Annotated in this window: 9 protein-coding genes; 6 read left to right on the top strand and 3 right to left on the bottom strand. The window is 64.0% G+C overall.

Translation table 11 applies throughout. The annotated features are described in order from the left end of the window. Positions 1-4 precede the first annotated feature (4 nt). Positions 5-1,384 (top strand): FGGY-family carbohydrate kinase, encoded by a 1,380-nt coding sequence (locus GJ699_RS18925; protein WP_154379086.1) that lies wholly within the window; start codon positions 5-7, stop codon positions 1,382-1,384. After that, the gene (locus GJ699_RS18920) at positions 1,371-1,928 is read left to right on the top strand and encodes a DeoR/GlpR family DNA-binding transcription regulator (RefSeq protein ID WP_154379084.1); all 558 of its coding nucleotides are present in this window, start codon (positions 1,371-1,373) and stop codon (positions 1,926-1,928) included. Before GJ699_RS18925 ends, GJ699_RS18920 begins: the two co-directional genes overlap by 14 nt. Before the next feature lie 4 nt (positions 1,929-1,932). Here GJ699_RS18920 and GJ699_RS18915 read toward each other — a convergent pair whose 3' ends face one another. Next, positions 1,933-2,577, bottom strand: a complete 645-nt coding sequence (locus GJ699_RS18915) for a TetR/AcrR family transcriptional regulator (RefSeq protein WP_154379082.1) — start codon at positions 2,575-2,577, stop codon at positions 1,933-1,935. 176 nt (positions 2,578-2,753) lie between these two features. Between GJ699_RS18915 and GJ699_RS18910 the strand changes: the two genes are divergently transcribed. The 4 genes from GJ699_RS18910 (at position 2,754) to GJ699_RS18895 (ending at position 8,549) form a co-directional block, all read left to right on the top strand. Then, entirely contained in the window at positions 2,754-3,743 is a 990-nt protein-coding gene (locus GJ699_RS18910; protein WP_154379080.1) for a LysR family transcriptional regulator, read from the top strand. 101 nt (positions 3,744-3,844) lie between these two features. After that, positions 3,845-4,750, top strand: coding sequence for a sugar phosphate isomerase/epimerase family protein (locus GJ699_RS18905; RefSeq protein ID WP_154379078.1), 906 nt, complete (start codon positions 3,845-3,847; stop codon positions 4,748-4,750). 21 nt (positions 4,751-4,771) lie between these two features. After that, positions 4,772-5,176, top strand: a complete 405-nt coding sequence (locus GJ699_RS18900; RefSeq protein ID WP_154379076.1) for a C-glycoside deglycosidase beta subunit domain-containing protein — start codon at positions 4,772-4,774, stop codon at positions 5,174-5,176. A 16-nt stretch (positions 5,177-5,192) separates the two neighbouring features. Continuing rightward, a complete protein-coding gene (locus GJ699_RS18895) occupies positions 5,193-8,549 on the top strand; it encodes a glycosyl hydrolase (protein ID WP_154379074.1) in 3,357 nt (1,118 codons plus the stop codon). Positions 8,550-8,564: 15 nt separating this feature from the next. Here GJ699_RS18895 and GJ699_RS18890 read toward each other — a convergent pair whose 3' ends face one another. Together GJ699_RS18890 and GJ699_RS18885 are read right to left on the bottom strand one after the other, a co-directional pair. After that, positions 8,565-10,163, bottom strand: a complete 1,599-nt coding sequence (locus tag GJ699_RS18890) for a glycoside hydrolase family 43 protein (protein WP_154379072.1) — start codon at positions 10,161-10,163, stop codon at positions 8,565-8,567. 105 nt (positions 10,164-10,268) lie between these two features. Beyond that, positions 10,269-12,260 (bottom strand): glycoside hydrolase family 3 protein, encoded by a 1,992-nt coding sequence (locus GJ699_RS18885; protein WP_154379070.1) that lies wholly within the window; start codon positions 12,258-12,260, stop codon positions 10,269-10,271. Positions 12,261-12,334 lie beyond the last annotated feature (74 nt).

Genomic DNA, 12,334 nt, shown 5'->3' with positions numbered 1-12,334 from the left:
GCACATGGTATTACCTGTTACCGCCGTTCTCGATATCGGCAAGACCAACGTCAAACTCAGCCTGGTGGACCAGCGCGGCCGCGTGGTACACGAAGCGCGCACGCCGAACACGGTGCTGGAAGCGGCACCGTATCCGCAGCATGACGTTGAACGTATCTGGACCTGGTTCTTGGGTGCGCTGGCCGAGGCCGGGACCGAGCAGGGCTGGCAAGTGCGCGCCATCGTGCCGGTCACGCACGGCGCCACCGCTGTGCTGCTGAAGGGCGACGCACTGGCGCTGCCGGTGCTCGACTACGAATGCGAGCGCCCGTACGCCGAGGCGCGCGAATACGAAGTGGCGCGGCCACTGTTTTCCGAATCGCTGTCGCCATCGCTGCCAAACGGCCTGAACCTGGGTCGCCAGTTGTACTGGCAACAGCAGCAATGGCCGCAGGAATTCGGCGCCGCCACCACGGTGCTGATGTACGCTCAGTACTGGGCCTGGCGTTTGTGCGGCGTGGCCGCCAGCGAAGTCACCTCGCTGGGCTGCCATACCGATTTATGGAACCCCAAGCGTGGCGATTTCTCCAGCATGGTCGACAAGCAGGGCTGGCGCCATCTGTTCCCGCCGCTGCGCGCGGCCGGCGATGTGCTGGGCACCATCCATCCGCATCTGGCGGCGCAGACCGGCTTGCCGGCCGATTGCCAGGTCGTGTGCGGCATCCACGACAGCAACGCCTCGCTGCTGCGCTACCTCGGCGCCGACGCGCCGACCGTGATTTCGACTGGCACCTGGGTCATCGTCGCCGCGCCGGGCTTTGCGCCGGAACGGCTGGGCGAGCTGGATGCCGGCGCCGACATGCTGGCCAACGTCAGCGCCTTCGGCCAGCCGGTGGCGTGCCAGCGCTTCATGGGCGGGCGTGAATTTGCCGAGCTGGCTGGTGAGCAAATCGAAGAGGGCGACCAATACGATTTGCAACGCGTCATCAGCCAGGGCTCGATGGCGTTACCGACCTTCTCGCCGCACGGCGGGCCGTTCCAGCGCCGTATAGGCAAGCTGGTGGGACCGCCGCTGGCCGGCGGGCGCGAACGCTACGCGCTGGCCAGCCTGTATTGCGCGCTGGTGACCGACCATTGTCTGAGCCGGCTCGGCTCGCGCGGTCCGATTGTGATCGAAGGCAGCTTCACCGCCAACCGTCTGTACGCCGGCCTGCTGGCCTGGCTGCGGCCGGAGCAGCGGGTGATGGTGTCGGACGACAGCAGTGGCACCGTGCACGGCGGCTGGCTGTTGACCGGGCAGGGCGCCACCGGCGAACTGCCGTGGGAGGCGGTGGCGCCGCTGGAACTGCCGGCTGCCCGCATGTACGCGCGCCTGTGGCGCGAACTGGTCGATGCCGGTCAATGAGCATCTGCCACGGCAGGCACGCGCGATTGCGTTGTGCGCGGCTGCCATGTGTGCCGATGGCGACACCATTATCCTGTGTGGTGCCGACGCTGACGCGATGACGGATTTTTTGATCGACAAGCACTTGCGCATCCTGACCAATTCACTGCGCGCCGCCAATCGCCTGGCGCTGCTCAGCGAGAATGAAGTATTTTTCACCGGCGGCATGCTGCACGCTGGCGACGCGTTGACGGTGGCGCCGGATCTCGATTTCATCCAGGGTTATAGCGCCGACCGCGTGTTCATCGGCATCGGCGGGCTGTCCTTGCGCGGGTTGCTGGCCAGCGACGACAACGAAGCCCAGGCCACGCGCCTGCTGATCGCCCAGGCCGACGAGGTGGTGGTGCTGGCCGCGTCGTCGCAACTGGCCGGCAAGGGGGGATTGCTGATTTGCGGGCTGGAGCGGGTGTCCTGCCTGATTACCGATTACCACATCAGCGCCGCCAGCCTGCACATGCTGCTGGATGCCGGCATCGCGGTGCGGCTGGTGGCCACGCTGCATTGAAACCTCAGAGCGGATACGCCAGAAAGTTGAGGCACAGCCGCTGCAGATTCGCCAACAGGCGCGGCCAGTCCTGCTCTGTCACGGTCGAGCCACGTCCGAAGGCCAGATGGCTCGCCACCAGTTCGTAGACTGCATTGAAGCAGAACTCGATCGCATATTCGGGATCGTCATGGGCGATCTCGGCGCGGTACCTCAGCAGATCCCGCTTGAACAGCGCCAGGTGGGCGTGATAGATCTGAATGCCGTTCTGTGCCATCTCCGGATGGTGCATCGATTCTTCCACGATTTTGCGTAGCACCGCCGCGTGACGCCGCAGCAACTCGGTCATGCCGGCGATCAGCACCGGCACCAGTTGCTTCAGGTTGGCGGCGCTCTGGCTGGCCTCGCGGGCGAACTCGGTATAGTCCTGCAACATCCTCTCATTCAAGCGCTGCTGCATCACCAGCATCAAGCCCTGCTTGTCGACGAAGCGGCGGTAGATGCCGCCGACCGACATGCCGGACTCGCGGCTCAGGTCGAGCAAGGTGAAGTCATTGCCGCCTTCGCGCGTCAACAGCCGTTCGGTGGCCAGCAGGATGGCTTCCTGCGATTCCAGGCTGCGTTTCTGTTTGGGGACGGCCGGCGGCGGTGCGTTGAGAGGCTTGGTCATGAGTGTACTGGGGGTCAAGTTGGCCGCACTGTAGCACGAATCAAATCGCTCAAGTCCGCTGTTGTATCGATACACGCTATTGATAAAAACGATTTGTGCGAATGCGAATTCTCATTCATTATTGTGCCACCAGATGACCGGCTCAGCAGAAGTCCGGCGCTTTACAGGAGACACACATGCGCTTCAACCGTTTGGATTTGAACCTGCTGGTGGCGTTGGAAGTGCTGCTGACCGAATGCAGCACCACCAAGGCCGCCAAGCGTCTTTACCTGTCGCAGCCGGCCACCAGTTCGGTGCTGAGCCGGCTGCGCGACTATTTCCAGGACCCGCTGCTGCAATCGCAGGGCCGCAGCATGATACGCACGCCGCGTGGCGACAGCCTGCTGCAGCCGGTGCGCGAGGTGCTGCAACAGTTGCGCGCCATTTCCGACATTGGCGCCGAGTTCAATCCGGCCACCGCCACCCAGCATTTCCGCATCGTCGCCACCGACTACGTGGTCAGCGTGCTGCTGGCGCCGCTGGCCAACCGCATCAGCGAGGAAGCGCCCGGCATCACGCTGGAAATCGCGCCGCCGTATCCGGATGCGGACGTGGCGCTGGCGCGGCGCGACATCGATTTGATCGTCGGGCCACGCGATCATTTGGCCGGCGATCACCGCCAGCAGGCGCTGCTGCATGACGACTATGTATGCGTGCTGTGGAATCAGCATCCGGAAGTCGGACCACAAATCACGCGCGAACAATTCGCCAACCTGCCGCACGTGACGGTGCAGTTTTCCGCCGCCGGCGGGCGGTCCGGCGCGCGTGACTGGGTCGAGAGCCAGCTCGGCGTGCAACGCCGGGTGGAGATCACCGCCGCCAATTTCAGCTGCCTGCCCGAGTTTCTGGTCGGTAGCCGCCGCATCGCCACCATGCGGCGCGGCATGGTGCAGCAGCTGTTGCGCTGGCATCCGTTGCGCATGGCCGAGCTGCCGCAGCCGGTGCCGGCGATGGAGGAGGTGATGCAGTGGTCCGCGATCGTCGACAACGACCGCGCGCACCGCTGGTTACGCAACGCGTTGACCGAACTGGCGGCGCAACATGCGGCCGGCGCTCGCCCGGCGCCGCGCGCTGTTCTCTCCGGCGCCGCGATCGCGCTGCCGCCGCTGTCCGCGCTGGCAGCTTGAATAGATCCTATCCACATAATTGATTATTCGCCGCCGCGTTAGCCACGTATTCTGCCTTCACCCGTCTGGCAGGACGGGTTTTTCGTAAGGAGGGAATCGGAATGGCGGGAAAATTCAAATACGGGGTGTCGCTGTACAGCTTCACTGAAGACTTCTCCAGCGTCATGAATATCGAAGACGGCTTCGATCATGTGGCGGAGACCGGCGCGACCGGGATTGAAATTCTGGGCGAGGCGCATGTGACCGGCTATCCCAAGCCGGCCACGCAATGGGTGGACAACTGGTTCCGCCTGCTGGAAAAGCACAAGCTGGAACCGACCAATATGTGCTCGTGGGTGGATACCAAGCTGCGCCTGTCGCGCAAGCTGACCGAGCAGGAAGGTGCGGCGGAGCTGGAACGTGATCTGCATCTGGCGCATCAACTGGGCTTCAAGTTCTTGCGGCCCAAGTTCGGTGTGGTCACTTCCGATCTGATGCCGGACCCGATCTGGGAAGGCGCAGTCGAGCGCGTGCTGGATCTGGCGCACAAATACGACATCGTGATTTGCCCGGAAATTCATTCGCCAACGCCGATCAAGCATCAGGCGGTGGACGATTACATCGCCTTTATCGAACGTACCGGCACCAGGCATTTTGGTTTGATGGTCGATACCGGCATCTTCCAGGATCGTCCGCTGCCGTTCTGGCCGCAGGAAACGCCGGAAATGCGCAAGACCGCGCTGTCCTTCCTGGACGGCATCAAGGTCAATCCGGACGAGTTCCTGGACATCGCCAAATACGTGGTGTTCGTGCAGGCCAAGTTCCACAAGATCAATGACCAGCTTGAAGATGAAAACATCCCTTGGGCCAAGGTGATCCCGGCGCTGAAGCGCGCCGGCTACGACGGCTATCTGTCCAGCGAATACGAAGGCCGCCGCGATCCGTGGGTGGCGATCGACCAGGTGCGGCGTCAGCATGTGATCCTGCGCCAGCTGGAACAAGACTACGACGAAGGCCGCCTGGCCTGATCTATTGCGAAGGGATATTTTATGGTTGAGCATCAATTGATACAAAGTTCGGGCTTCCGCAACTACGGCCCGGAACAGGATCGCGAAGGCTTCGAGGTCCGCATCCGGCTGCCGAACTATCGCGGCATGCGCTTGTCGCTGCTGGATGGTTTCGACATTACGGTCGACGGCGAGGTGTTCCCGTTCGAACAGAACCTGCTGCGTTTGCGTGACGCCACCTATACGTTGGAGGAAATCCGCGAGGCGGCCGAGGTGCGCTGGGAATTGCAGGAGTGGGGTTCGGTGGTGGTGAAGAAGGCGGGCGGCCTGAAGCCTGGCATCCACAAGGTGGCGATCTGCGCGCGTGTGCGTTCGCCTTATTTCCCACCCGAGTTCCAGCCCAGCTTTGTGCGTGCCGAGCGGCTGGCGACGATCGTGCTTCCGTAGCCACATGCGAGCGCCGATGTATAAATATGCGTTGCGAGCGTCGCTGTTGTGTGCCGTGCTTGGTTCGGTGCACGCGGCGCCAGAAGGCGGTGGTCAGCTGGCGGCCGACTTCATGGACCCACCTAACGCCGCGCGGCCGCGCGTGTGGTGGCACTGGATGAACGGCAATATCACCGAACAGGGTATCGCCAAGGATCTGGAGTGGATGAAGCGGGTCGGCATCGGCGGCTTGCAGAATTTCGACGTCGACCTGGCGACGCCGTTGGTGGTGGAAAAGCGCTTGCCCTACATGACCGACGATTGGAAAAAAGCGTTCCGCTTTGCCGCCAGCGAGGCCGATCGCCTGGGATTGGAACTGGCGATCGCGTCGTCGCCGGGCTGGTCGGAGGCGGGCGGGCCGTGGGTGCCGCCGGAAGACGCATTGAAGAAGCTGGTATGGAGCGAGACCACGGCTCAAGGTGGCCAGCGCGCTCCATTGCGGCTGGCCGCGCCGCCATCGGTGGCCGGCCCTTTCCAGGACATTCCGCAGCAGCCGGATTTGTCCGAGCTGATCGCCGGCCAGGCCGGCCACCAGGCGCCAGCGTTTTACCGGGACGTGGCGGTGCTGGCGGTGCCGCTGTCGCCGTCGTCCGCGCTGCCGTCGCCACGCCTGACGGACGGCGATGGCAAGCCGCTAGCCAACAAGGGCAAGCGTGGCAGTGTTGGCGGCATCACGCTGCCCTCCATCGTCACCGGCAAAGTGCCGGAGCTGCGGCTGACCTATCCTGCCGCCGTCACCGTGCGCTCGCTGACGCTGCACATGCCGGGCGCTGCAGTGCCGCCGTTGGGCGGCTTCCTGGCGCCGCAGCTGGAAGCCAGCCAGGACGGCAAAACCTGGCAACTAATCAGCACCATCCGCCTGGCCGACGTGCCGACCACGCTTAGTTTCCCGGCCGTCACCGCGCGCCACTTCCGTCTGATCGTCAAACCGGCCATGGGCGGCGGCGAGGATGGTCACGGGCCGGATAAAGACATCGCCATGGAAGACGTCTTTGGCAAGATGATCGGCGGCTTGCTCGCCAAGCCGGTACAGATCGCCACGCTGCAACTCAGCGCCGACACCCGCATCGACCAGTACGAGGCGAAAGCCGGCTACGCGCTGGTGCCGGATTACTACGCGCTGCCGCGAGTAGCTGATGGCGCGCAGGGCGCGGCCCCGACCCAGGTCATCAACCTGACCGGCAAACTGCGCGCCGACGGCACGCTGGACTGGACGCCACCGGCCGGCAACTGGCGCATCCTGCGGCTTGGCTACTCGCTGGTCGGCAAGACCAACCATCCTGCCCCGGCCGAAGCGACCGGCCTGGAAACCGACAAATTCGATGCCGGCGCCAACCAACGCTATTTCGACCACTACCTGGCCAACTACCGCACCGCCACCGGCGACGATCTACTCGGCAAGCGCGGCGTCCGCGCACTGCTGACCGATTCGATCGAAGTCGGCGCCGCCAACTGGACACCGCAGCTGATCGCCCAGTTCCAGCGCCTGCGCGGCTACGATCCAACGCCATGGCTGCCAACGCTGACCGGCACGCTGATCGGCAGCCGCGAACAATCGGACAAGTTCCTCTACGATTTCCGCCGCACGCTGGCCGATTTGATCGCGAGCGAATTCTACGGCACGGTGGCCAAGGTCGCGCATGCCAACGATCTCAAGGTCTACGGCGAAGCGCTGGAAAGCGGCCGCCCCATGCTGGGCGACGACATGGCGATGCGCAGCCACACCGATTATCCAATGGCCGCGATGTGGGCCTTCGAGCGCCAGGCCGGGCCGCAGCTCAGCTATCTGGCCGACATCAAGGGCGCCGCGTCGGTGGCGCATGTCTACGGCCAGAACATCGTCGCCGCCGAATCGATGACGGCAGGCATGGCGCCATGGGCTTTCGGTCCGGCCGACCTGAAGCGCGTGGCCGATCTGGAATTTGTGCTGGGCGTGAATCGTCCGGTCATCCACACCTCGGTGCACGTGCCGCGCGATGACAAGCTGCCGGGGATTTCGCTGGGCGGCATTGGCCAGTTCTTCAATCGCCAGGACAGCTGGGCCGAGCTGGCCAAGCCGTGGGTCGACTACTTGTCGCGCAACGCGCTGATGCTGCAGCAGGGCCGCAATTACGCGGACGTGGCGTATTTCTATGGCGAGGAAGCGCCGCTCACCGGCCTCTACAGCGAGCGCGCGGTACAGGATGCGCCGACCGCCCACGCCTATGACTTCGTCAACTACGATGCGCTGATGGGCGCGTTGTCAAACGATGGCAACGAGGTGGTATCGGCCGCCGGCGCGCGCTACAAGGTGATTTACCTGGGTGGCTCGTCCAGCCGCATGACGCTGTCGGCCTTGCGCCGCATCGCTGTGCTGGCCGAGGGCGGTGCCACCATCGTCGGCGCGCGTCCACTAGGCTCGCCCAGCCTGGCGGGTGAGCAGGCCGAGTATGACGCGCTGCTGAGCCGGCTGTGGCCGGATGCCGACGTGACCAGCGTGGGACAGGGCAAGGTGATTGCCAGCCGTGACATCAACGCTGTGCTGCGCAGGCTCGGAATCGCACCCGACTTCAGCTACAGCGGCGATGGCGAGATTTTGTTCGCGCATCGCAAGCTGAGCGATGGCGATAGCTACTTCGTGGTCAACCGCAAGAATCGCGATGCAAACATCGAAGCGCGCTTCCGTGTGGTGGGCCTGGAGCCGGAACTGTGGCGTGCCGAAACCGGGACGTTCGAGCCGGTCAGCTACCGCATTGCCGATGGCGTCACCATGGTGCCATTGGCGCTGCACGGTGAAGAGTCGGTGCATGTGGTGTTCCGCCAGCCGGCGCGGGCCGCTGCGCGCGTGGTGCCGGTCGCCAGCCGGACGACGCTGGCCATGCTGGACGGCAGTTGGGCGGTGCGCTTCCAGCCTGGTCGCGGTGCGCCGGGCAGTGTGGTGCTGCCATCGTTGCAGGCGCTGGAACGGAATGCCGATCCCGGTGTGCGTTACTTCTCCGGCATCGCCAGTTACGACAAGTCGTTCGCGTTGCCAGCTGATTGGCGGGTTGGCGCGCCGCTAACGCTGAATCTGGGCGAGGCGCGCGAGGTGGCCGAGGTGCGCGTTAACGGCCAGTTGGCGGGGTATGCCTGGCATCAGCCGTACACGGTGGAAATCGGTCCGTGGGTCAAGCCAGGGCAGAACCAGGTCGAAATCCGCGTCGCCAATCTGTGGATCAACCGGCTGATCCGCGATGCCGACCCGGCCGTCAAGGACAAAGTCACATGGACCCCGCAGCCGACCTACAAAGCCGATGGCCGCCTGCGTCCCTCCGGCCTGATCGGCCCGGTGACGCTGGAAACGAGCGGCCAATAAGCCGGCGTCGCCCGCTCAGTGTTGCGCCGGTTGCTCGACTGGATCGTAGACGAACCAGTCGAAGTCGGCCGGCGCGGCGGTGGCGGCTTTGCCCTGGCTGTACAAGCCGATGTACGAGCCGGTGAAACCGCCCGCCGTGACGCTGCTGAGGTAGCGCGTATCTGCCTGGCCCAGCTGGCGCCAGCCGTCCTTGCCCTGCGCGTACGAGAAGCTGTAGGCATCCTTGTCGCCCGAGACGCGCAGCCGCACCGGACCGGTGGCCAGCGGCGCGCGCGCCTCCTCATGATGTATCTTGCCCAACTGATAGCTGAGCACCACCACGCGCTTGTCGCCGTCACGCTGCACTGACAGCGCATAGTGATGCTTGCCATCCTTGTACACCGTCAGCCCGGCCTGCTGGCCGGCGCGTGGCTCGAATTCCAGCTGCGTGCTGGCCTCAAAATTGAAATGCTGCTGGCGACGGCCGATGAAGCTCAGTTGATCCGGCCGCCTCAGCAGACCATCGCCCGGCAGCATGCGCAGATAACCAGGCCGCTGCGTCAGTGAATAGTTCTCCGCCACCGGCGCGTGCAGATGATTCCACACCAGCGCCAGACGTTTGCCGTCAAAGCCATCGTGCTGCACATAGCTTTGTGGCGTCACCGGGCCGCCCGGCAGCGACGCCACGCTCATCTGCGCAGTGATGCCGCCATCGCCGTTGACCACCGGCCAGGCGTTCTTGCTCCACTGAACCGGCGCCAGCACCGTCTCGCGACCGAGGATCTGATGATCCTCATGCACACGGAACGCCAGCGCCACCATGAACCACGAACCATCGGCCGCCTGCACCATGTCACCATGGCCGACGCCCTGGAATTCGCTGTCGCGCTTGGCATTGGTGGCGTGGGTCAGGATCGGATTGGCCGGATTGGCTTCATACGGCCCTTCAATTTGCTTGCTGCGGGCAATAGTTATCTTGTGGCCGGACTGGGTGCCGCCTTCCGCGATCATCAGGTAGTACCAGCCATCTTTCTTGTACAGATGCGGGCCTTCCGGATACTGACCACCAGTGCCGGTCCAGATATTGCGCAGCGGCGTCAACAGCTTGCCGGTGGCGACATCCAGCTGCGCCAGGTAGATGCCTTCGTGAATATCCTTGCCCCAATTGAGCGTGGACGTCACCCACACCTTGCCATCGTCATCGAACAGCAGACTCGGGTCGATGCCCGGCACATCCACCCACACCGGCTCCGACCACGGTCCGCGCGGATCTGTCGCGGTCACATAGAAATTGCCCTTGGCGGTGACGTTGGTGGTGATCATGTAGTACACGCCATTGTTGTAGCGGATGGTCGGCGCGAAGATGCCCATCGTGACATCGGCCTTGTCCAGCGGTACCTGGCTTGGGCGATCCAGCACGTGGCCGATTTGCTCCCAGTTCACTAGATTCTTGCTGTGGAAGATGGGCACGCCGGGGAAATAGCCAAAGCTGCTGTGCACCATGTAGTAGTCGTCACCGACACGGCAGATGCTCGGGTCCGGATACGTGCCCGGCTGGATGGGGTTCTGGAATGTCACCTCGGCGCGGGCCAGCGCGGCGGCCAGCAAGGCAATGCAGATCAAACTCTTCTTCATGGGCATGCGCTTTCAGGAAAACGCGGGACGGCGGCCCCGCTGACGTTAGTCGCCGGAGCATACGCCGTCACCCATGGGGAGAGAAGTTGTTTTCTCCGATACGATCTATTTGCTTTCCGGATGACGCGCGGCCAGCGCATAGCGGAGGCCAAAGCCAAACGGGAACAGCGGCTTGACGCTATCATGCGGCAGGTCGGAACGCTGATTCAGCACCGCCTCCATCGACGACGGCAGCTCGACCGGCAGGCGGCCCTGCGGTGCTGCCTTGCCGGTCAGGACGTCAAACAGCGCGGCGTCGCTGATGCCGAAGTTGGCCAGCACGGCGGCGGTCTTGTCGACCACATTGGTCAGAATCGCTGGCCGTTCCAGATTGACCGTGACGATGGTCGGTACCACCGCGCTGGCGCGCTTGATCGCTTCGTAATCGGCATTGCCGTCCGCGTAGGCCAGCGTGCCTTCATGCGTTAGCGTGCCGAAGATGTAGCGCGGATGCAGTGGCTCGAACGGCGTGGCGGCGCGGATGATGGCCAGTTCGGCCTGTTCGGGCGTGTCAACCACGGTGAAACCGTAGCCAGCCGCGATGGCGGGATCGATGCCGTGCAGGTAGACGCGGCGCTTGGCGCCGGACAGCGGCAGCAGCGCATTCCGGTTTTGCAGCAGCACCAGCGAGCGGCGTTGTGCATCCAGCGCGGCGGCGCTGAACTCGGGCTTGCCCAACGTCGCTTTGGCGGCGGCCACATCGACATAAGGATTTTCAAACAGTCCCTGCTGGAATTTTTGCAGCAGGATGCGGCGCACCGACTCCTGCAGACGCGCCGCCGGCACCGCGCCACTACGTACCGCCTGCACCAGATATTGCGATTCCTCGGTGCCGCCGAACTGGTCGATGCCGGCCATCACGCCTTTGGCGAAGCGGGCTTGCTTGTCCAGGTCTTCCACGCCCCACGGCGTGCCGAACTGCGGGAAGAAGGCCAGCGGCGTCACGCCTTCCGGCGCGCCGTCCAGACACGGTCCCTTGCAATCATTGGTGATGGCCCAGTCGCTCAGCACCACGCCTTTGAATTTCTTTTTATTGCGCAGCAGGTCGGTCAGCAGCGCCTTGCTGTAGCCGCCGCCCACCTGATCCAGCGTGATGCCGTTGATTTGCACCACGCCGTCCGGTTGCGAATAGGTCGGCATGATGGACGCTGCTTGTGCCGCGAACGCGCCATCGAACGGTTTCAAGTGGTAAGCAAAATTCTTGCTGGGGAAGGTCATGAACTTGCCGTAGGGGTTGTGGCTGTCCCAGCCATCCTTGGCCGCGCCGTAGCCGGCCCAGTGCTTGACCACGGCCGCCACGCTGCCTGGTGCCAGGCCGCGCTCGCCATGCTGGAAGCCCGCCACGTAGGCGCGCACTTGTGATTTGACGATGTCGGCGTCTTCACCAAAGGTGGAGAAGATGCGCGACCAGCGCGGCTCGGTGGCCAGGTCGGCCTGCGGCGATAGCGCCTGGGTGAAGCCGACCGCCAGATATTCCTGGCGCGCGATGTCGCCAAAGCGGCGCGTCAACGCGGCGTCGTTAATGGCGGCCAGGCCCAGCGGCTCTGGCCATTGCGAGAAGCCGCCGGAAGTGACGCTTTGGCCGACCACGTGCTGGAAGTGATTGCGCGGATCGGTGCTGAGCGAGACCGGAATCGCCCAGCGCGTGGTTTCCGCCAATTGCTGCAACTGGTTGTAGGTGTTGGCCAACGTGGCGGCATCGCCTTGCTGGCGGCTGATGAAGGTGTTGATGTAACGCTGCTGTATCAGTCCGCTCATGGCCTGCTCGTCGACCGCATTGCTGTTCTGTGCCAGCACCAGCGTGCCATGCATCATCAGGCCGGCCTGTTCTTCCAGCGACAGCGCGGCGGCCAGGCTGGCGGCGCGGGTGGCGGCCGGCAGGCGCCAGTCTTCATACGGGTCCAGTTTGCCGTTGCGATTGAGATCGCGGAACTGCAGGCCATTAACGGTTAGCAACGGAATAGCGCCGTGGGCAAGTTGTGGTTGAACTGGTGCGGCCACGGCGGCCAGCGCGGCGGCGCCGCACAGCAGGGCAGGGAAGGTGAACAGATGCTTCATTGACGGGCGTCTCCTGTTTGGAATAGATGGCCAGATTGTAGGCTGGCTGGCCGGGGCTGACCAATCGATATGCT

Origin of the sequence: Duganella guangzhouensis (assembly GCF_009674535.1) — a bacterium.
GTDB lineage: Bacteria > Pseudomonadota > Gammaproteobacteria > Burkholderiales > Burkholderiaceae_D > Rugamonas > Rugamonas guangzhouensis.
The sequence above is the reverse complement of the archived record's forward strand: the minus strand, read 5'-3'. Positions and strand labels throughout refer to the sequence as shown.

What these genes read in the sequence shown, in the direction of transcription:
- GJ699_RS18885 (WP_154379070.1), bottom strand. Translation starts at nt 12,260, where the DNA reads ATGAAGCATCTGTTCACCTTCCCTGCCCTGCTGTGCGGCGCCGCCGCG.
- GJ699_RS18925 (WP_154379086.1), top strand. Translation starts at nt 5, where the DNA reads ATGGTATTACCTGTTACCGCCGTTCTCGATATCGGCAAGACCAACGTC.
- GJ699_RS18905 (WP_154379078.1), top strand. Translation starts at nt 3,845, where the DNA reads ATGGCGGGAAAATTCAAATACGGGGTGTCGCTGTACAGCTTCACTGAA.
- GJ699_RS18920 (WP_154379084.1), top strand. Translation starts at nt 1,371, where the DNA reads ATGCCGGTCAATGAGCATCTGCCACGGCAGGCACGCGCGATTGCGTTG.
- GJ699_RS18890 (WP_154379072.1), bottom strand. Translation starts at nt 10,163, where the DNA reads ATGAAGAAGAGTTTGATCTGCATTGCCTTGCTGGCCGCCGCGCTGGCC.
- GJ699_RS18910 (WP_154379080.1), top strand. Translation starts at nt 2,754, where the DNA reads ATGCGCTTCAACCGTTTGGATTTGAACCTGCTGGTGGCGTTGGAAGTG.
- GJ699_RS18900 (WP_154379076.1), top strand. Translation starts at nt 4,772, where the DNA reads ATGGTTGAGCATCAATTGATACAAAGTTCGGGCTTCCGCAACTACGGC.
- GJ699_RS18915 (WP_154379082.1), bottom strand. Translation starts at nt 2,577, where the DNA reads ATGACCAAGCCTCTCAACGCACCGCCGCCGGCCGTCCCCAAACAGAAA.
- GJ699_RS18895 (WP_154379074.1), top strand. Translation starts at nt 5,193, where the DNA reads ATGTATAAATATGCGTTGCGAGCGTCGCTGTTGTGTGCCGTGCTTGGT.